General features: G+C 34.6%; 19 protein-coding genes. 5 read left to right on the forward strand and 14 right to left on the reverse strand.

Features of this window, described 5'->3' with window-relative positions; genetic code table 11:
- Window positions 1–3: 3 nt before the first annotated feature.
- On the reverse strand, window positions 4–531 hold the full coding sequence (locus ACIP9C_RS16615; protein WP_401012393.1) for a redoxin family protein: 528 nt from the start codon (window positions 529–531) through the stop codon (window positions 4–6).
- 15 nt (window positions 532–546) lie between these two features.
- The gene (locus ACIP9C_RS16620; RefSeq protein ID WP_401012395.1) at window positions 547–1,263 is read right to left on the reverse strand and encodes a cytochrome c biogenesis CcdA family protein; all 717 of its coding nucleotides are present in this window, start codon (window positions 1,261–1,263) and stop codon (window positions 547–549) included.
- A gap of 219 nt (window positions 1,264–1,482) precedes the next feature.
- Between ACIP9C_RS16620 and ACIP9C_RS16625 the strand changes: the two genes are divergently transcribed.
- Entirely contained in the window at window positions 1,483–2,688 is a 1,206-nt protein-coding gene (locus ACIP9C_RS16625; protein WP_401012567.1) for an MFS transporter, read from the forward strand.
- A gap of 80 nt (window positions 2,689–2,768) precedes the next feature.
- Here ACIP9C_RS16625 and ACIP9C_RS16630 read toward each other — a convergent pair whose 3' ends face one another.
- From ACIP9C_RS16630 to ACIP9C_RS16665, 8 genes are all read right to left on the reverse strand, one after another.
- Entirely contained in the window at window positions 2,769–3,041 is a 273-nt protein-coding gene (locus ACIP9C_RS16630) for a hypothetical protein (RefSeq protein WP_401012397.1), read from the reverse strand.
- Window positions 3,038–3,706: a hypothetical protein gene (locus ACIP9C_RS16635; protein ID WP_401012398.1), complete on the reverse strand. Its 669-nt coding sequence runs from the start codon at window positions 3,704–3,706 to the stop codon at window positions 3,038–3,040. Before ACIP9C_RS16635 ends, ACIP9C_RS16630 begins: the two co-directional genes overlap by 4 nt.
- A gap of 157 nt (window positions 3,707–3,863) precedes the next feature.
- A complete protein-coding gene (locus ACIP9C_RS16640) occupies window positions 3,864–4,259 on the reverse strand; it encodes a MarR family winged helix-turn-helix transcriptional regulator (RefSeq protein WP_401012569.1) in 396 nt (131 codons plus the stop codon).
- A gap of 99 nt (window positions 4,260–4,358) precedes the next feature.
- Window positions 4,359–5,846, reverse strand: coding sequence for a serine hydrolase domain-containing protein (locus ACIP9C_RS16645; RefSeq protein ID WP_401012400.1), 1,488 nt, complete (start codon window positions 5,844–5,846; stop codon window positions 4,359–4,361).
- A gap of 80 nt (window positions 5,847–5,926) precedes the next feature.
- Entirely contained in the window at window positions 5,927–6,574 is a 648-nt protein-coding gene (locus tag ACIP9C_RS16650; protein WP_401012402.1) for a hypothetical protein, read from the reverse strand.
- A 1-nt stretch (window position 6,575) separates the two neighbouring features.
- Window positions 6,576–6,983, reverse strand: coding sequence for a permease prefix domain 1-containing protein (locus ACIP9C_RS16655; RefSeq protein ID WP_401012404.1), 408 nt, complete (start codon window positions 6,981–6,983; stop codon window positions 6,576–6,578).
- The gene (locus ACIP9C_RS16660; RefSeq protein WP_401012406.1) at window positions 6,980–7,309 is read right to left on the reverse strand and encodes a PadR family transcriptional regulator; all 330 of its coding nucleotides are present in this window, start codon (window positions 7,307–7,309) and stop codon (window positions 6,980–6,982) included. Before ACIP9C_RS16660 ends, ACIP9C_RS16655 begins: the two co-directional genes overlap by 4 nt.
- Window positions 7,310–7,486: 177 nt before the next feature.
- On the reverse strand, window positions 7,487–8,677 hold the full coding sequence (locus ACIP9C_RS16665; protein WP_401012408.1) for a M14 family metallopeptidase: 1,191 nt from the start codon (window positions 8,675–8,677) through the stop codon (window positions 7,487–7,489).
- Window positions 8,678–8,970: 293 nt separating this feature from the next.
- Between ACIP9C_RS16665 and ACIP9C_RS16670 the strand changes: the two genes are divergently transcribed.
- Both ACIP9C_RS16670 and ACIP9C_RS16675 read left to right on the forward strand, forming a co-directional pair.
- On the forward strand, window positions 8,971–11,721 hold the full coding sequence (locus ACIP9C_RS16670; protein WP_401012410.1) for an ATP-binding protein: 2,751 nt from the start codon (window positions 8,971–8,973) through the stop codon (window positions 11,719–11,721).
- 7 nt (window positions 11,722–11,728) lie between these two features.
- Window positions 11,729–12,586, forward strand: a complete 858-nt coding sequence (locus ACIP9C_RS16675) for a CheR family methyltransferase (RefSeq protein ID WP_401012412.1) — start codon at window positions 11,729–11,731, stop codon at window positions 12,584–12,586.
- 108 nt (window positions 12,587–12,694) lie between these two features.
- On the opposite strand, the gene ACIP9C_RS16680 is transcribed toward ACIP9C_RS16675, so the two are convergent.
- Window positions 12,695–13,837, reverse strand: coding sequence for a SpoIIE family protein phosphatase (locus ACIP9C_RS16680; RefSeq protein ID WP_401012414.1), 1,143 nt, complete (start codon window positions 13,835–13,837; stop codon window positions 12,695–12,697).
- Between the two features lie 275 nt (window positions 13,838–14,112).
- On the reverse strand, window positions 14,113–15,123 hold the full coding sequence (locus ACIP9C_RS16685; protein ID WP_401012416.1) for a hypothetical protein: 1,011 nt from the start codon (window positions 15,121–15,123) through the stop codon (window positions 14,113–14,115).
- 301 nt (window positions 15,124–15,424) lie between these two features.
- On the opposite strand from ACIP9C_RS16685, the gene ACIP9C_RS16690 reads away from it, so the two are divergent.
- On the forward strand, window positions 15,425–16,681 hold the full coding sequence (locus ACIP9C_RS16690; protein WP_401012418.1) for a GNAT family N-acetyltransferase: 1,257 nt from the start codon (window positions 15,425–15,427) through the stop codon (window positions 16,679–16,681).
- A gap of 39 nt (window positions 16,682–16,720) precedes the next feature.
- On the opposite strand, the gene psiE is transcribed toward ACIP9C_RS16690, so the two are convergent.
- On the reverse strand, window positions 16,721–17,170 hold the full coding sequence (gene psiE, locus ACIP9C_RS16695) for a phosphate-starvation-inducible protein PsiE (protein WP_401012420.1): 450 nt from the start codon (window positions 17,168–17,170) through the stop codon (window positions 16,721–16,723).
- Window positions 17,171–17,434: 264 nt separating this feature from the next.
- Here psiE and ACIP9C_RS16700 point away from each other — a divergent pair, with 264 nt between their 5' ends.
- Window positions 17,435–17,659, forward strand: a complete 225-nt coding sequence (locus ACIP9C_RS16700) for a phosphate-starvation-inducible protein PsiE (RefSeq protein ID WP_401012421.1) — start codon at window positions 17,435–17,437, stop codon at window positions 17,657–17,659.
- A gap of 166 nt (window positions 17,660–17,825) precedes the next feature.
- On the opposite strand, the gene guaC is transcribed toward ACIP9C_RS16700, so the two are convergent.
- The gene (guaC, locus tag ACIP9C_RS16705) at window positions 17,826–18,809 is read right to left on the reverse strand and encodes a GMP reductase (RefSeq protein ID WP_401012423.1); all 984 of its coding nucleotides are present in this window, start codon (window positions 18,807–18,809) and stop codon (window positions 17,826–17,828) included.
- Window positions 18,810–19,108: the final 299 nt, after the last annotated feature.

Raw genomic sequence — 19,108 nt, forward strand, 5'->3', positions numbered from 1 at the left:
CTATTATTGGATACTTTTAAATTTCTCAATAATTTGTGGATTACTTACATGGCCGGGCAGCGTTTGAATGAGTTGACCATCTGAGCCAATATAGGACGATGTTGGATAGGCTCGTATATTGTATTGTTTCGCAATTGCACCATCTTCATCTAATAGCACTTTAATATTGGACGTTCCTTCAACACCAGTAAACCATTTAATGAATGCATCACTCTTTTTTTCATTATTGAAATTGGGTGATACGATGCTTAAGACAACAAAATCCTGCTCTTCCCCAGCTAGTGTATTTAATTCTTCTAAGCCTGCTAAGCAAATAGAGCACCAAGATGCCCAAAATTTCACATACACTTTTTTGCCTTTATAGTCAGCGAGATTGTAAGTATCGCCCTTGGTATCAACTAATTCAAAGGTTGGAGCGATAGTCCCTTCATTTTTAGCTGCTGCTTTCGTTGAGGGTGTGGAATCCCCTGCGCATGCCCCTAAAAGAAATACCGCTGCTAACATGACAATGAGCAGTTTAAAATTGTACATGGTAAGTCTCCTTTCTTATTGTGGAATGAGCGTAAGTAACACATTTAAATTATTTGTCATTAAGACAATTCCCATAAAAATAATGATAATCCCACCAGCAATTTTGATTTTCCCTATATGCTTATTCACTTTATTTACATGTCGTAATAGTAAATCAGAGAAAATTGCAAGAATCAAAAATGGGATTAATAGACCGAGTGCATAGAAAAACATCATAAGTGCCCCGTAAGTGGCCTGTCCTTCGCTAGCGGATATTCCTAATACCGCCCCTAAAATAGGTCCGATACAAGGCGTCCAGCCCATACTAAATGTAAGACCCAGTAAATAGGTACCAAGTAAATCACGTTTATCGCTTCTTTTCAGTTTTACTTTTGTTTCTTTATGGAGCACTGCTAATTTCAAAAGACCTATTTGATGTAGGCCGAGTAATACTACCACTACACCGCATATGGCGATAAACCAGTCTTTATTAATAAACGCACCAAGAAAACCGGCGCCAAAACCTAAGATGACAAAGCTTGTAGAGAGACCAAAAACAAAAATAACCGTCTTAAAAATTAAATGTGGGTTCACTTGCCATTTACCTAAGGTCAAGCTGTGTTGTATAGCGACACCACTTTCATTTGTTGAAAGTACTGAAAAGTAAACAGGTAGTAAAGGGACTATACAGGGGGAAAGGAAGGATAGTATCCCTGAAATAAAAACCGTACTGAATAAAAGCTGCTCGTCCACGATTGCAGCACCACCTTTCTTGTATAGTTTTATAGTAAGAAAAGTGAATGAAAAGCAACATAGAATGATTTCATGTAACTCTTAGATATGATCTTGTAATGAATTTCACGTGTGTAAGGTAGCGATTTTGCAAGGATAAATAAAAATGCAATTTAATTTACTTAATACTAAGTTAGAAGTAAATGGTAAAATATTAAAAAGGAGGGATTGCCTTTGGCGATGATTCGAAAATATGGGCTGTTATTAGGCGGATTTGGCTTTTCTTATCTTGGAAATTGGATTTATCTTGTCGCTTTAAATTTAATGGTTTGGCATTTAACTTATTCTGCGACAGCAGTTGCGGGTATCTTTATTGTTGGTCCGATTGCACGTATACTGACCAATTTTGTAGCAGGCTCAATTATTGATAGGTCGAACAAAAGAAAGATAATGATCGCAATGGATGTTGTACGTGGAATCATTGTTTTCCTTATGCCATTTATGACGTCTATCTGGCTCATCTATGGCTTGTTATTTTTAGCGAATATAGCGAATAGTTTTTTCGGTCCAAGTAGTACTTATTATATTGCGAAATACGTACGCGATGAAGATAAGCAACGTTTTAACGCATTATTAGGCACATTAAATTCAGGTTCTTTTATGTTAGGTCCTGCAATTGCAGGTGTCCTTATTGCTGTTTTTAATATAAGTATCGCCATATGGATTAATAGCGTGACATTTTTTGTTTGTGCGTGGGTCATTTCACGTTTACCGAATATAGAAGAGGAAATAGAAGAGAAGCGTGTCGTGCTTACAATGGGCGTAATAATAACTGATTTTAAAGCAGTTTGGTCCTTTATACAGCAACAACGTAATTTCTTAAAATTTTTTATGTCCTATCAAATTGCGCTAATGGTTGCTTTTGCATTAGATTCACAAGAAATGACTTTTATAAAGAAAGTTTTATCTGCTTCGGACAGTCTTTACGGTGTGCTAGTAAGTATTGCTGGCGTTGGAGCTATTGTAGGTGGTTTATTGGCAATGGTTTTAGTACATAGATTTTCAATTGCTACTTATGTAGGAGTTGGACTTACGTGTACGATGGTATCCTATACCGCCTTCTATGCTTCAAGCAATATATGGTTTGCTACGTGTTGTTTTATCACATTAGGCATTTTTATGGCATTCAGCAATACGGGATACGATACTGTCTATCAAAAAAATATCCCGCCAAATTTAATGGGACGATTCGGTAGTTCTGTTAGCCTTGTTCAAAGTGTTATACAAATTGTACTTACGTTTAGTTTAGGTATATTGGCAGACTGGTTTTCACTACAGCTCGTAGCTGTCATCTTTGGTACAGTGGGTCTTGTATTTGCACTCTTTATGTCTATCCATATAGCAACAAATAAGCAAGCCCTGCAAATCAAGGAAAATAATAATTAGTATTTAAAAGTGTGAGTATAGCGGAAGAAGAGGTTCGAGCAAAAGTGTGGAAGATTTGAACCTCTTTAGCATTCATGGATCTAGATTTTTAGCTTCGAAAAACAAAATGTCATGGAACGTTTTACATAAAGTGAACAATAGAACAGAAAGCCAGAAACAACAAGTGCTAAAGGTATGCTGAAAACGACCGGGAGATCAACGCCTTGCCAAATACTCATTTTTATTTGGTCAATGCCTACAGTTCGTAAAATGCCAGCAAGTATTGCTAATAAGCCACTTACAACAAGCCCCACATATAGGACAGTTAGGACAACCAGTGCTAACGAGCAAAAAAAACCACGTATCATTTTCATAGTTGCTCCCTCCGTATAACTTGTTGCACTTTCGCATTGGGAGAAATAGTATAGCTTTTTGTATAATAAAGCGTTTGTATTGAACAATGACTGCCCACTACAACAATATCTCCTTCAACGACCTCCGCATTTGTATAGGAAAGATGTAATTTTTTTCCTTTTATCGATTTACAATGAAGTTTTTTTCTAACAATTGAAACCGATAATTTATCTTTCTCTATCGTTATATCTTCGGCAATTAACCGGTCAATCTCACTTGCTCCTGATAATTTTAAGTAAAAATGTGCTGCATGTATTTCTTGTGCCTTAACAAAGCCAATTGCGTGAAACTGTTGTGCTTGTAAATTTTGCTCAATTGTTAATTTCCCTGAGCTATTAATAGTCGCGATTTGTCCATTGCGTATCTTTAAATTCCCTGCATTCGTTACTTCCGTAATTTCACAATAATCCTTCATAACACAAGAGCCTGTATTTTTTAAAACATGCGCAATAACGCATGAATGGAACGAGCTATGACCATGAGTAGAGATTGTTTTTAAGCGAAGCTCTTGATGAAAAGCAACAGCACCGCGAATTTTTAATTGTTCACAGTCAGGCGCTAAATCATTAATAGTGCCACTCGTAAGCGTAATACTACGTTGCTTTTGTATATGTTCATTTGACATGGTGATCACCTCTTTGATTTAATTGATATATATTTTAATAATTAAAATATATATCAATTAAAGTATATGCTCCGTTAATTTGTCAAGAACAAAAAATGCCTATTGTGTTAGGAAATAAAGAGGGCAATAAAAAAAGGATTTCAATTTGTTTGAAATCCTAAAAAATTTTATGCATTAATTTATTTACATCCATTAACACTTTTGCTATATCCGCTAATTTTTCTTGTGGAAACTTCAAAAATATTTCATGTACTTTTGTCTCTCCATCATTTGTTAATATCATGTTTACGACGCGTCGGTCCTCTTTTTCTCTAACTCGTTGTAATAAATTTAATTTTTCTAGTTTATCGCACATGGACGTAACAGCACCAGGGGTTACGCTAAAGAAATCCGCAATCTCAGTTGCTTTCATACCACCATTAATTTTTAGCTGAAGAAGTAAAATCAGCTGGTTCTGTGATAATGATTCACCTTCTGATAGCAGGTTAACAAACATCATCGATTTTTGTTGTATTTCAAGCATTTCCCGCATTATAACTTCTATATTTTGCATTGGGTTATTATTTAACAATTGATCACAGCCTATTATAATATTTACTAATTAAATTATATAGTAAATATATGATTTATGTTAAGTGAATAACTCTCAAATTCAAGGCAAGGTTTTTACACTTACGTTAGGTTTCTTTAACAGTAGTTTTCCTAATATGATGACACCCGCCATTAAAAGAAGTATAGGTATTATAAATAACAAATGTCCAATTCCTGGAGCAAATATTGTTACCGTAGACAGTGGCCCGAATAACTTGGGGAATCCAATTAAAATAAATAAAGGCATTAGGAAGTTAAATATAATTAGGGAGAACCAATTAAGAACTGTACGGAAAGCTGATATTTTACGTTTGTTACGTTTGAAATTTATATAGATCGAGCGAGCAATTAGCATGATGGTTATTACAAATAGCAAATCAAATATTATATATTTCATAAAAGGGTTGCTATTAGATATAGTATATTGTTCATGATGGACAAGTTTGTTAAGGCCACTAACTATGGCATCATATTCATTTAAATTAAAATAATCCATAGCATTGATTTGAAGACTAATACCGTATTGCCCATCTAACAACACTTTGGAGTAAGTGTTTTCTGTCCATCCATTATGGGAGATGACGTCATTCTTTACTTCCCAGCCCATGGCATAATAAGTATCATGTGAAATAAACGAGGATGGTTGATGCAGCGTATTCATTGCATTTGCTGACAAAATGCTTTTTCCATTAAAGAGACCTTCATTCAATTGTGCCATCATGTAATTAGCCATATCTTCTGCGCTAGAAATAATGTAACCAGAAGGAACTGTGCCATCATGGATTAATTGCTCTGTCGGTACCTTAATACCGAATACAGTTTGATAGCCGTGTGCGATAGTATTGTTGATATCATCTTTTGGATCAGCATAGCTATTGTTCATTTCAAGCGGTTTAAATATAAATTCATCTATATACTCTTTATAGGGGGTATTTGTAACTTCCTCTATGACTGCACCTAAGATGCTATAGTTTAAATTCGAATATTCGTAGTGTTTACCAACAGGTGATGACAAATTTATATATGCTAAGCTTTGTACATGTTCTTTTATTGTTTTATCTCCTTGCGATATTGCTACTTGACCATCATATGTAGAAAGACCGCTCGTTTGGTTTAGTAAGTGTTGAATAGTTATTTTTTTAGATTGCTCTTTATCTGCAAGTTGGAATCCCGGTAGCACATTGTGTACGAAATCGTCTAAATGAATCTTCTCTTGTTCTACAAGCTGCATAATGGCAAGAGCTGTAAATGATTTACTCACTGATCCGATAACAATAGGTGTTTGTGGTGTCATTTTTGTGCCATTTGGGCTAGAGTCACCATACCCTTGCAAATATTCAACTTGATTCTTCTTAACGATTGCAAGTGAAGCACCTGGAATGTTTAACCTATCGATTTCCTTTGCCATGAACGCATCAATAGCAGAAATATTTAGAGTTTTATCTGTAGCATCACCGCCGTTTGCAAAGACAACTCCGTTAACGGTCGTGAATAGCATGAGCAAGGTCATGGCGAAAATTTTTAGAGTGGCTAATTGTTTTTTATACATAACGTATATTCCCTTTAATCGTATTTTGCCTTACTTAAATAGGGGCTGGCAGACTATCACGCGAGCGATTACATGATGCCTTACATTGTAGAGCTTTTATACATTCTTCTTTTATAAACATAAAAATACATACTTAGTGGCCACCAAAGAACTAAGAAGATTGGATAGATAGCCCAAATTACGGTTGGCGAGGAAACGATGTTGACGATTATAAAAAAGATACTGATGTGTATGCTAGCATAAACCGAGAATGCAACAAAAGTTTTTTTCTTAGCGTGATATAGAGATAATGGCCACCATATAACTAAAAATGCAGGGTAGATAGCCCAAGGATATTGGGGAGACATGATGAAATTTGTTATTGAATAATAAATGATTGTGCTTGCACAGCCAATGACTGCTATGTTCATTGATTTAGCTTTTTCCTCTAAAAACATAAGAATAGGCCACCATATAATCGGATATATGGCGTATATGAACCATAAATGCTGCGGTGAATACAAAAGATTTTCAATGATAAGGAAAGCAATGACCATGGCGCTGCAAATAACAGCGTACTGTTTATATAGTTTTTTTGACATGAAATATAAAGTGATAGGCCATAGCAACAACAATAAGCAAGGGTAAATAAACCATATCGTGTTTGGCGTTGTGGAATAATTGACAATTCCTAAAAACAGCATAGTCATCAAACTACCGACAACAGAAAAACTAATGTAATGCTTCATTTTACTCACTCCATTTCTTACGTGACCATACGAAATACATTGAAAGAGGCCACCATAGTATGGCGAAAATTGGATATATCGCCCAAATGATATTTGGTGTGTAGTATAGATTGATAAAAATAAAGAAGGCTGTTATTAAGCCACTTCCCCATAAGGAAAATTCTAAATTTAACTTCGCCATACTTTTCTTTTCTGGTACTTTCACGCCTAATTCTTTTTTTAAATCGTCAATATCTCCAAATTCAACGATTGCCTTATTGATTGCATCCTCTTCTTCTTTTCCTTGCTCTATTAAGTAAAATACCTTTTCTTCAAGATTTTCAATGATTTCCTGTTTCACCAATTCAGTTTCATTATTGCGTGGCATGTCTTTAAATAGCTCATCAATATGATGTTTGATTTTTTTCATTCTAAGCCCTCCATAAATAAGTCGATAATTTCCTTCACTTCTGTCCACTCTTTAACAAGCTCGCTTAAATAAGCTTTGCCTAATGAGGTAATGCGGTAATACTTCCTTTTGCCCCCACGTGAAACATCACCATAATAGGCTTCAATTACTTCCTTTTTTTCTAAACGTTGAAATACTGCGTATAAAGTTGCTTCTTTAATTTGAAAACGATTATTTGTACGGACGCTTATTTCTTGGGAAATTTCATACCCATAACGATCCTTTTCTAAAATTAGCCGTAAAATAATTGAATCCAAATGTCCGCGGATAATGTCACTTCGAACCATAAGTCACCTACTTAACCTTTATTGCTCTATCTGATGGAGTAATATTATCAAAGATTACTCTATCTGTCAAAGTAATATTTGGGACTTTATAGAAAAAATTATTCTGTAATTCAAATATAAAAGCCGATAATGAAGGACAAGTATCCTGCATTATCGGCTTTCTAGAAGTATTAATTGTTACAAATATAATCCTGCTAGAAAAATCCCTAAAGCTTCTTGGTAAATGTCATCAAACTGACTGATTGGAAGCGGGTTCGTACCGCTACCAAGCTCCACAGTGAACCCTGGTCTTCGCCAGTCTTGTATAAACCAATCTTTATAGCCAGCATAGCTGTCTGCTGATTTAACAGGCTCGTAACCACTTACACGGCTAAATTCCTCCACCATCGTTTGTGATTCAGGTGGTTCAAGATTTTCAAATCCCCAATAGATTACTTTGCCTTGGGTATGGAACGCTAAAACCCAAGCAAAATTGCTTCTCCTTGTTAAATCGGCCATGGCGATAGCTTCAGGCTGAGTCAACGGTGCTTCTCCTCCATAATCTCGTGGTCCTGGTGATTGAGGGTTGCGAGCACTTTCAAGGTCCCATTTTGCAGGGAATTGGTCGTTTAAATCGACACCATTGATATTCGCCTTCCATCCAGAAAAATCGGTACTGTTATTGTTCCATGTAATTAGCTTATTTTTTAATGCTTCATTATCTGGTGGTCCATGAAGAACTAAATTCACACCATCGGGGTTAACCATCGGTACGATAGAAAGTGTTGTTTGCTCGTATAGAGGCAATGTGGAGAGCCCTCGAATAGTCGTTTGATTTGTTAGAGAGAGTAGGTAGTCGTTTAGAAATGTCATGATGATCGGCGTAGTAATCCATTCATTGGCATGAAATGAACCGTTATAATGAATGCGCTTTGAGCCTTTGCCAATAAGAATCTCGGGCATTTGGCGCTCTAAAACGGAGTTGCCAATGGAGGTGTTTTGAAGAAATGGATAGGCAGCTTGTAGCTTTTTAATATCATTTATCATAATGTTGTAGTCGTAATTTTGTTTACCGTTTACGAGCCGCCAAGTGAGTCTGTGAGGGACTTGAATAATCTGGCCAATGTACAGTCGATTTGGATTAACGTCGGGATTGATAAGCAAAATGGCATCGAGCTGCACATTTTGACTTTGAGCAATTTGCCACAAAGAGTCTCCTTGTTTGATTGAATAGCTAGTTGTAACAAATCCAGGAATTTGAACGCGTTGTCCAACTTGAAGTCGTTGAGAGTTGATGTTTTGGTTGGAGTCTATAATTAATTGAAGAGGTATCTTATATAACTCGCTGAAATACCACAGTGAATCACCGGGTCTTACAAATATGTCCACAGTTTTTCTCCCCTTATTTCAAAATCGTTCACTATAAGATGTATATGAAATTATAAAATGCTTATTAATAAATAAGTGCCAGGCACTGAAACAATTCTGAATTTAAAAGCAGATCGCATAGAGAAAAATTTAAAATAAAGGAGATTAGCTGAAATCCCTTCGCTGTGAGGTTTTAACTACGGTTGTACTAGGGAATTAACTAGAGTTGAACAAAGTAAAGTCAACCTGTTAATTTCAATTCCACCATTATACTGTTAATATAGCTATAGGACAGTAAAAGGTAGGGGGATTAAATGTATAAAAAGATAAAAATGGGTATACGTACAAAGATCATCCTAGGCTATGTAGTTATTATTCTTTGTTTACTTGCATCAGTGATTATATTAAACAACCAAATTACTTCCCTACAACAGGAAAGGAATCACATTATCAAATATGATGCTCAAGTTCAAACACTTACCAATCGTATTGAAAAATATATTTTAGATATGGAATCGAGCCAAAGAGGCTATATGATTACCGGTGATTCAAGTTACTTAGATCCATACATTAATGCCGAAGAAAGTTGGAAGATTGATTTTAATGAATTGTATCAGCTATTAGAAAATAGGGGAAACCAACAAGAGAAGTTAGATGCTATTAAAGTAACAATTGAGCATTGGATTGCAACTGCTGGCGAACCGACAATAAGATTAAAAAAAGAAAATAATACGGAAGCATTAAATGAATTTTTCAAAGTGGATATTGGTCGTAAAGATATGGAAACGATGCGAAATCAGTTTGATGCTTTCCGTTTAGATGAGAATACGTTAACGCAAAATAAGGCCAAGCAATTGGATAGAAAAAACAGTAATTTAACTTCAGGCTTGTTTGGCATTCTAGTGCTCGTATCTCTCATCTCGATCGTCATTGCGAGTGGGATTTCGCGGTCAATCGTTAAAACAATGAAAGAAGTCACACAAACAATTAAAGAAATGGCGGCTTCAAAGGGTAACTATCGGACAAGAATCCATGTCAAAACAAACGACGAAATAAATGATCTTGCCGATGCTACAAATGGGTTGTTAGATGCATTTGAGCGCAGAGAATGGTTGCAGGCTAATATCGCTGAAATTGTCACTAAATATCAAGGGATTTCAGCTATTACGAAATTGGCCGAAACTTTCCTTTCAGAAATGTCGCACAAGACAGGGTCTTCATTCGGAGCTTTTTATGTTCGGGAAATGCATAATAACGATGTCTATTTTGTAAAGAAAGCTGCCTTTGCCGATGCTGGAGATAATGTTGGGATTGAAAAATTTAAAATTGGACAAGGTATAATTGGCCAATGTGCGCAAGAAAAACGAGTTTTCATTAACGATGATATTTCGAAAGATTATCGTTTAATAGGAACAGGCTTAGGTGGAGCGCCACCGAAGAGCATTTTTATCTTCCCAATCATATTTGAGGAAGACGTTATAGCGGTCGTTGAATTAGCGACAATGACTAGCTACACAGCGCTACAGAAAGAATTAGTGAATCAAATAATTGAAACATTTGGGTTAACGGTTAATAGTATTTTAGGTCGAATGGAAATTGTCCGTTTACTAAACGAATCTAGAGCTATGACAGAGGAATTACAAGTTCAATCTGAAGAGCTGCAAACGCAATCGGAAGAATTGCAAATGCAAACAGAAGAACTAACAATGATTAATGAGCAGCTAGAGGAAAGAACAAAAGATGCTGAAATTAAAACACAAGAATTAGAAAAAGCTAAAAAAGAATTAGAAGATAGTGCTGAGCAACTTGTATTACATTCTAACTATAAATCTCAATTTTTAGCCAATATGTCTCATGAATTACGAACACCGTTAAATAGCATTTTAATTCTATCTGAAATGTTATCAGAGAATGGTAATAATAATTTAACTGAAGAAGAGATGGAATTTGCAAGAGTCATTCATTCATCTGGTGAGGACTTACTCGTATTAATAAATGATATTTTAGATATATCAAAGGTTGAGGCAGGGAAAATCGAAATTATTTTCGATGAAGTGAACATGAGTGAAATGCCGATGCAAATAGAGCAAATCTTTGCTCCAGTAGCGAAGAAAAAAAATCTAGAGTTGCAAATATCGAAGGCAGAAAATGTTGCTGATATTTTCTATACAGATGAAAAGAGATTCCAGCAAGTTATAAAAAATTTATTATCAAATGCATTAAAATTTACGGAACAGGGCTATGTGCGTGTAGATATCAAACAGCTTGACCTTGAACAGTTAACAAATAATATGCAAGATGTAAGCTCAGAATGGCTCGAAATTACAGTGTCTGACACAGGTATAGGTATTCCAAAAGACAAACACCAGCTAATCTTTGAATCATTCCAGCAAGCAGATGGGGCCACTGTAAGAAAATATGGTGGAACAGGGTTAGGTTTATCCATTTGTAGAGAATTTGCAAAATTACTCGGTGGCTGGGTTTCATTACAAAGTGAAGAAGGGAAGGGCAGTAGCTTCTCTCTTACTATTCCAAGTTTACCTAATGGCTTAAATGAGGCGACGACCATCGATTCCGCAGTTGTTGAAGTAGTGGCAACTCTTGAAGCTCCTGAGATAATTGAAGAGGTGCAGGAGCAAGGGAATGAAAGCGACATTGTCTCTCTACAGGAAGTAGAAGTGTTCCAAGGGAAAAATATATTAATCGTAGATGATGATTATCGTAATATTTATGCATTGAAAGCAGCCCTTGAAAATAGAGGCATGAATATTCTCGTTGCAAAAGATGGATTAGAATGTTTAAAGATCATGGAGACGAATAACAAAATAGATCTTATTCTTATGGATATCATGATGCCGAATATGGATGGATACGAGACAATGTCTATCATTCGAACAAAAATGAAGCTTACAGATTTGCCGATTATCGCCTTGACTGCTAAAGCGATGAAAACAGATCGTGATAAATCTTTAGAGGCTGGTGCTTCGGATTATATTAGTAAGCCATTAAATTTAGATCAATTAGTATCGGTGTTACGCGTATGGCTAGTTTCTAAAGGGAGTTAAAATAAGTATGGATAATCAATTCCAAAATTTTGAGCTCAAGCAACAATTGAACAAGCATTCGAATATGGAAATTGAGTTACTACTCGAAGCAGTCTATCGTTTATCAGGTTTTGATTTTCGACAATATAATCAATCTTCTATTTCTCGTAGAATATACAATCGAATGAGGGTTAGTAATATTCCAACGATTTCTCGTGTATTGGAAAAAGTTATACATGAGGAAGATTTTTTAGAGCAGCTTTTAAATGATTTTTCAATTAATGTCACGGAAATGTTTCGAAACCCTAGCTTTTTTAAAGCTTTCCGTAAAGAAGTCGTTCCTTATTTAAAACAGTACCCCGAGATCCGAATATGGCATGCAGGATGTGCAACAGGTGAGGAAGTATATTCGATGGCGATTTTACTTAAGGAAGAGGGACTAATAGATAGAGCGGTGATTTACGCAACGGATATGAATGAGCATGTGCTAGAGAAGGCAAAAAAGGGCGCGTTCTCAATCAAAAAAATGCAAGCATATACAACGAATTATATGCTTGCAGGCGGAAGCCATGCTTTTTCAGAATACTATAAAACTGACTATCAATATGCCTATTTCCATCCCGAACTTTTAAAAAACATTATTTTTGCACAGCATAATTTAGTGACAGATCAATCGTTTAATGAATTCCATGTAATTATATGTCGAAATGTATTAATTTACTTTTCACCTGTATTACAAAGCCAAGTACATCATTTATTTTACGAAAGCCTAAGTCAAAATGGCTTTTTATGCTTAGGGGATAAGGAAACACTTCGCTGTGAAGCCATTATTTCGAAATATAAAGAAACCGTGGGCGTTGAGAAAATTTATCAAAAATTAGATTAATAGGCGATAGCAATTATAAAAATCCGCTATACTTTCTGCTTAGACATTGCTTTAAGGCATGCCAATAGCAGAAGTGTATGCGGATTTTTGTTTTTATCGCTGGCTAATTTAATTTGCCTGTGCTTGAATCATTAATACACACATATCATCAGGTTGGTTTGTTTGCTTTTCTTTAGGAAGCAGGTTATCAATCAGACATTGAGTGTAATTCCATTTACTGGATGTTAGCGTTTGCAAATGTTTTTCAGACTCTATTTCACATGGGCCCATCGCCTCTAACACACCATCTGTATATAAAACAATTTGGACATCCTTTTCATATTTGATAAGTTGTTTTTCTACCTTTATTTCCTCAAAGAAACCGACAGCACAACTTCCTTGATTTAAAGGAACTAATGTTTCTTCATCAACAAGTGCGTATCCAGAAGGATGACCGGCATTTACGTATTCAATCGTTTTTTGTTCAGTATCAATTACTATGTAAATAGCTGTAAAGTAATGAATATTTTCTTCCTTAGCATTCTGTAAAAGCGTCATATAACGGTTCAGTTCCTTTATGACCAACTCAGGTTCCACGAGCTGTTTAACAGCTTCTCTTAGGACGGACGAGATAAACATACAAACAAGTGCAGCTGAAATACCATGACCCATCATATCAAGCAAAATGATTGCGTAGCGGTTATCGTTTATTTTATACCAATAATACATATCGCCTGCTAAATTAGAGGATGGGAGGTAGGAAACCTCGATTTGAATATTATCTTCATGTAAAGGTGCACTTAATAAACTGCGCTGTACATGTGTAGCTAAATCTAATTCATATTTGATTTTTGCTTCTTGTTTTGTATGCCAGTCTAATTCGGCCTTCAATCGTAGGGCAACACGAATTCTTGCAAGAAGTTCTGTCTTATTAATGGGTTTCGTAATATAATCGACCCCTCCAATATCGAGTGCTTCTGCGAGTTTGTTTTTATCTTCTAATGCTGTAACGAAAATAATTTGAATGTCGTTAAATTTTTCATTTTGTTTAATTCGTTTACAAGCTTCAATACCATCCACTTCAGGCATCATAATATCTAATAATATTAACTCTACTGAACTACCCGCCGGATTTTTAGCATCTAACTGAAGATAGTCAAAAAGCTCATAAGCTGATGAAAGAGATACACAGTTATCATAACCTGCATTTTTTAAAATTTTTTCAATTACAAATAGATTGACTTGATTGTCATCTACAAGAAGAATTGTCATAGTTTTTACCCCTTATTCTGCTTGGACGTTGATGAAGTGCAGATTATAAATTGTATTAAAAATACTCTTAATATCATTATTATACAAAACATTAGAGAATAACGGTATTTTAATGAAATTAAGGTATATTTTACTAGGTAATAAGTTTGCGTTATTATAGAGGGGACTATGTTTTTCATAGGTGAAAGTCGTCAATGAAAAGAGAAATAATAACCACTACATTAATACCCTAAAAAATCAATTATCTAACCTATTTTTTAAATAAAGTTTCAAATTTATTTAATTTTAGCCTTCTTGAAGCCGCTATAAATATCAAATGCACTTGCTAGAATGGTAATAGCAATACAAACGAGCAGTATACGATCTAATGTTACCATAATCTTTGCAGATGTGGTTTCCATAATAGCTGCCATATATGGAATAGCAGCACTATGAATAAAATCAGGCTGGTTCGCCATGGCAATAAAAACAATGGTACCAAAACAATGAAGAAGTGCGCTTATGATGGCGATTGGCATAGTCCATTGACGAATCTTCCATTTATATAGAGTTAAGGAAAAACTTAATACTATCCAACTTAAAATAAAAGGTTTAAACGACAAAAGGGTATCTTGATTGAAAATTGGCATGACAAATTTTAAGCCAATTCTGTCATCAGATGAGTAAATTCCGATAAGATGAGAAGCGTTAAAATAAATGAAAGAAAAAAAGGCTATTCCTAAAAAGCTAAATATAATATCACTTAGTGGTATGTTATTGTCTTTGGAGATTGCAGTAATTTTCTTTAAATCTTCAGGTGTCCATTTTTTGCTCCCTCTAATAAAGGGAATTTGCATTTCAGTGCCACCATAGCGCTCCGCTATAATAAAGGTAACGGTAACCCAAAAAAGTACTTGTAATACTACTCCAATAACGCTAGCAACTGTTGTAGAAAAAGCTTTGATGATTGTAGACAAAAATATTCCTTGTTCTGGAAATGAAAAAATACCACTTACAAGGTGAACAATTAATGTTATAAGAATTGCCCAGGGAATAATCAATTTGATTGTCTGAATGTAAGTATCGTATAATTCAGGGCCAATTAAATATTTAGGTCGATCTTGATAATTCATAGCAAGCTTTGCTGGGTCCCCAAGCTTTAATAATACTTCTTTTACCTCTAATTCTGAATAATTGTCAGGTAACATATCCTCAATTGTAGATTTTAGTTCGAGCTCAATAGCATTTCGCTTGTTTTTAGCGATCCTTCTAGTCACTTCATAAATATAGGCATCAATCAGATCCAACTTTTTCATCCTCCTCAGGTAATGTATATAGCTCTTACACCGTCGTTAGAAGCTAAACGTACTGATACATAATCTTTTGGGGCAATCTTCTATACTGCACAGTAGGCTAATTTATAGAGAGTGATAACTGCTGTTATTGAATGCTCTCGGTTTGAGACGCAAGCTCATCATTTCATGGTGCTTTATTGTTATCATACAGCATTAAAAGTCTTGTGGTAATATATGTTATTAATAGATGCTTGAAATAATGTAAAACCAAATCGGCTAAACCAAAATTATTTTGGACAATAGGAGGGTGTAAATGCGATCTGTAAAGAAGTTACTACAGGAAGATGAGATTTTAAAGTATGTAAATATTGTGATTGGTGCCTATCCAGGGGTAGTGGAAGCGTCCCAACAAACAACAGAACGATTAATATCAGTTTTTAAGCATAACCTTAGCAATGAACCTTCTATAAATTATTATGGGCTATGGGAGGATAAAGATTTATTGGGTTGTATGCGTATCCATGACTTTGAGATGAACCTATTTTCAAAAATAATTCCAATTGGTGGTGTAGGACAAGTTGCTGTTGACCTACTACATAAAAAAGAGCGAGTTGCCAAAGAACTAATTGATCATTTTTATAATATTTTTTTAGAGAAAGATGTCCACATCGTTGCTTTATATCCATTTAGACCTGATTTTTATAAAAAAATGGGCTTTGGCTATGGACCTCAAATGTACCAGTACTTAATAGAACCCTCTAGTTTTCCTAAAGGACCAACAAAACAGCATATCAAATATGTAAGCGAACAAGATCAGCAGCAGGTTGCAGACTGTTATAACAGAATAGCGCTTAAAAAGCATGGCATGTTTATCAAAACCCAATCTGAGCTAACAACCATTTTTAAAAATAAGCAAAACTATATTATTGCCGTTGAAAAAGATGATTATATTGAAGGTTATGTGGTGTTTTCGTTTAAAAAGCAAAGCGAGACGAATTTTATGTTAAATAATATGGTCATAAAAGAATTTATATATGAAACTCCAGAGGCTTTACTAGAACTCAGTACGTTTTTCAATAGCCAAGCAGATCAAATAAACAGAATTGAATGGAATACACAGGATGATAATATTCATTTCTTTTTAGGTGATGTACGAAATGGCTCCAATCATTTAATTCCAAGTGTATACCATGCAAATGCTGTTGTAGGGATTGGGTTAATGTATCGAATAATAAATGTTAGAGGTTTCTTTCAGGAACTAAAAACACATAATTTTAATAATAGTAATATGACGGTTAAGCTTACAGTTTCTGATTCACTATTAGCAGAAAACAACCAGACCATCATATTACAGGCAGTAGATGGCTATATAGAAATGATAGAAAATGAAAGCTATGATGTAGAAATGATTATTGATATTGCGGAGCTTTCTTCACTAATGATGGGCGTTGTCACGGTTCAAGAACTATTTATGCTTGGCAAGGTAAAGATTAGCGATAGTCAGCATTTACAGGCATTGCATAAACTTTTCTTTGTTTTTGAAAAACCAATGTGTTTGACAGCCTTTTAATAGTAAAGAGAAGTACACTGCATCACTGCATATAGAGGATTACTCTTTTTTAAAAAGAATGGATGAACGAATAGGTCTTTCTAATGGAGTAATATTGATAATAAAATAGCTAATAATTAAAATTAAAATAATAAGGGAATAGATCAAAGTGTTAATAGGATGATCGTGCTCAACGATAATTAATCGAATCATGGCAGTTATTCCAATATAAATAAAGTATCTTAGAGGGAAATGATACTCCTCTTTAAAGTACTTAATAATCATCGTAATAAATTCAAAATACAAAAAGAAAATTAGAATATTCGCGAGGAAAAGTTTATAATCACCAGTACCATCTGCTAATAATATGTGTAGAAATTCAATTAGTTCTTTCATAAGCAGGAAGGCTAATATAAGAGCTAACAATACAAGGCATACATTGAGAAACAGTTGTAAAGTTTTTGGTACAGCTTTCACAAGTTGCATATACGTATAATGCTTTTGATTCATGCTATTCCTCCATTTTCTTATTTAAAAATAATATTTATTTTATAGAATATGAAAAAAACATTATAAAGAGAATGGTGACTGTCAGAATAATTGTTACTATTTCGTGTATTTTATTAATACTATAGAATATAACATGACAACGTAAATGTGGAATGCGTAATACTGTAAATTACTGTATAGTATTGTAAAAGAAAGTTTTTAAAAAAATTAGGCGGTATGCTAAAATAGATGTGCATGAATATAAAATAAAAGGGGTTTTTTTAAATGGCAAATGCAGCAAAAAATGATGCGAAAATTACACCAGAGCGTTTGGAAGAAGCGTTAGATGTTCGTGACCGTCTTATTATTGAATTATTAGTAAAAGTACTTGACGAGAAATTAGTCATTGAACGTCCTGTATTACGTGAGCGCTTAGGTAACCTTGTTGAGCTTTCTAATCATGATGCAGAACTAAAAGAAACTTTACATGCAGTAATCAACAAGCTGTAAAAATTATTTCTGACTATAGACAAATTCAAAGAAATTTGAGTTTGCCTATAGTCTTTTTTTATTAGTATAAGCCGTTTCTCTACTAAATAAAAAAACAAAATACCTCGAAAGCTCACGAGATATTTTGTCTATTTGAGCGACTTTGAAAACAGTCGCTTTTAAAAATTTAATATACTTTATCGCCGTTAAAAATTGAATTCTTTACGATTACATAATCTACATTTCGTATAGCTTCTAGCTTAGTGCCACCTGCATACGAAATAGATGATTGAAGGTCTTGTTGCATTTCAATTAAAGTATCTTTCAGGCTACCTTTATGCTCCACAAACATTTTTTTACCTTCAACATTTTTCTTCTCACCTTTTTGGAATTCAGAAGCAGAGCCGAAGTATTCTTTTACTAATTTACCTTCGATTTCGATTGTTTCACCAGGTGATTCCTCATGACCTGCAAATAAAGAACCAATCATAACCATTGAAGCACCGAAACGGACAGATTTTGCAATATCCCCATTTGTACGGATACCACCATCAGCAATAATAGGTTTAGTTGCAGCCTTTGCACACCAACGTAATGCTGCAAGCTGCCAACCACCTGTACCAAAACCTGTTTTGATTTTTGTAATACAAACTTTACCTGGCCCAATACCAACCTTCGTTGCATCTGCACCAGCGTTTTCAAGTTCACGCACAGCTTCAGGCGTACCAACATTACCAGCGATGACAAAGCTATTTGGTAGATGTTTTTTAATATGTTGAATCATACGAATAACAGCGTTTGAATGACCATGTGCAATATCAATCGTGATGAATTCAGGAACTAGGTTAGCGGCTGCTAACTCTTCTACAAAAGCATATTCCTCTTCTTTTACTCCAACACTAATCGAAGCAATTAAGTTACGGCTTTGCATATCTTTAATGAATTGAATACGTGTTTCTGGATTGAAACGGTGCATGATATAGAAGTAACCGTTTTCAGCAAGTTTAGCTGCGATATTTTCATCAATAATAGTCTGCATGTTTGCAGGTACTACTGGTAATTTAAATTTATGTCCACCTAAAGTAACAGATGTATCACATTCTGATCGACTTTCTACAATACATTTTGCGGGAATTAGTTGAATATCCTCATAGTCAAATACGTTATCCATTATATACACTCCTAAAATACGAATATTTTTAAATGTTTACTTTAAATTGTTCGCCATTTGGTAATTTACATGATTTTTAAGTAAAAGTCAAAGATTTTAACAAAATAAATAAAAAATTTTGTAGGAGGGACAAAAAAGTGACGGAAACATAAACATTTTTGAAAGTGTAATATGTAGTCAAAAGTGAAATGGAGTCGCAATTCATTTTACTTTTTTCAATGTTAACAGCTAGTTATATACTATGCCTTTTATATAATGAAAGTAATTCTATTGTCTTTATTTAAGTTAATTTGATGAGG

It is taken from the genome of Lysinibacillus sp. NPDC093210 (assembly GCF_044753985.1).
GTDB lineage: Bacteria > Bacillota > Bacilli > Bacillales_A > Planococcaceae > Lysinibacillus.

Coding starts and splice junctions, on each gene's coding strand:
- ACIP9C_RS16680 (WP_401012414.1), bottom strand. CDS start 13,837: ATGACAATTCTTCTTGTAGATGACAATCAAGTCAATCTATTTGTAATT.
- guaC (WP_401012423.1), bottom strand. CDS start 18,809: ATGGATAACGTATTTGACTATGAGGATATTCAACTAATTCCCGCAAAA.
- ACIP9C_RS16640 (WP_401012569.1), bottom strand. CDS start 4,259: ATGCAAAATATAGAAGTTATAATGCGGGAAATGCTTGAAATACAACAA.
- ACIP9C_RS16690 (WP_401012418.1), top strand. CDS start 15,425: ATGCGATCTGTAAAGAAGTTACTACAGGAAGATGAGATTTTAAAGTAT.
- ACIP9C_RS16700 (WP_401012421.1), top strand. CDS start 17,435: ATGGCAAATGCAGCAAAAAATGATGCGAAAATTACACCAGAGCGTTTG.
- ACIP9C_RS16615 (WP_401012393.1), bottom strand. CDS start 531: ATGTACAATTTTAAACTGCTCATTGTCATGTTAGCAGCGGTATTTCTT.
- ACIP9C_RS16655 (WP_401012404.1), bottom strand. CDS start 6,983: ATGAAAAAAATCAAACATCATATTGATGAGCTATTTAAAGACATGCCA.
- ACIP9C_RS16670 (WP_401012410.1), top strand. CDS start 8,971: ATGTATAAAAAGATAAAAATGGGTATACGTACAAAGATCATCCTAGGC.
- ACIP9C_RS16625 (WP_401012567.1), top strand. CDS start 1,483: ATGATTCGAAAATATGGGCTGTTATTAGGCGGATTTGGCTTTTCTTAT.
- ACIP9C_RS16630 (WP_401012397.1), bottom strand. CDS start 3,041: ATGAAAATGATACGTGGTTTTTTTTGCTCGTTAGCACTGGTTGTCCTA.
- ACIP9C_RS16660 (WP_401012406.1), bottom strand. CDS start 7,309: ATGGTTCGAAGTGACATTATCCGCGGACATTTGGATTCAATTATTTTA.
- ACIP9C_RS16650 (WP_401012402.1), bottom strand. CDS start 6,574: ATGAAGCATTACATTAGTTTTTCTGTTGTCGGTAGTTTGATGACTATG.
- ACIP9C_RS16645 (WP_401012400.1), bottom strand. CDS start 5,846: ATGTATAAAAAACAATTAGCCACTCTAAAAATTTTCGCCATGACCTTG.
- ACIP9C_RS16675 (WP_401012412.1), top strand. CDS start 11,729: ATGGATAATCAATTCCAAAATTTTGAGCTCAAGCAACAATTGAACAAG.
- psiE (WP_401012420.1), bottom strand. CDS start 17,170: ATGAATCAAAAGCATTATACGTATATGCAACTTGTGAAAGCTGTACCA.
- ACIP9C_RS16635 (WP_401012398.1), bottom strand. CDS start 3,706: ATGTCAAATGAACATATACAAAAGCAACGTAGTATTACGCTTACGAGT.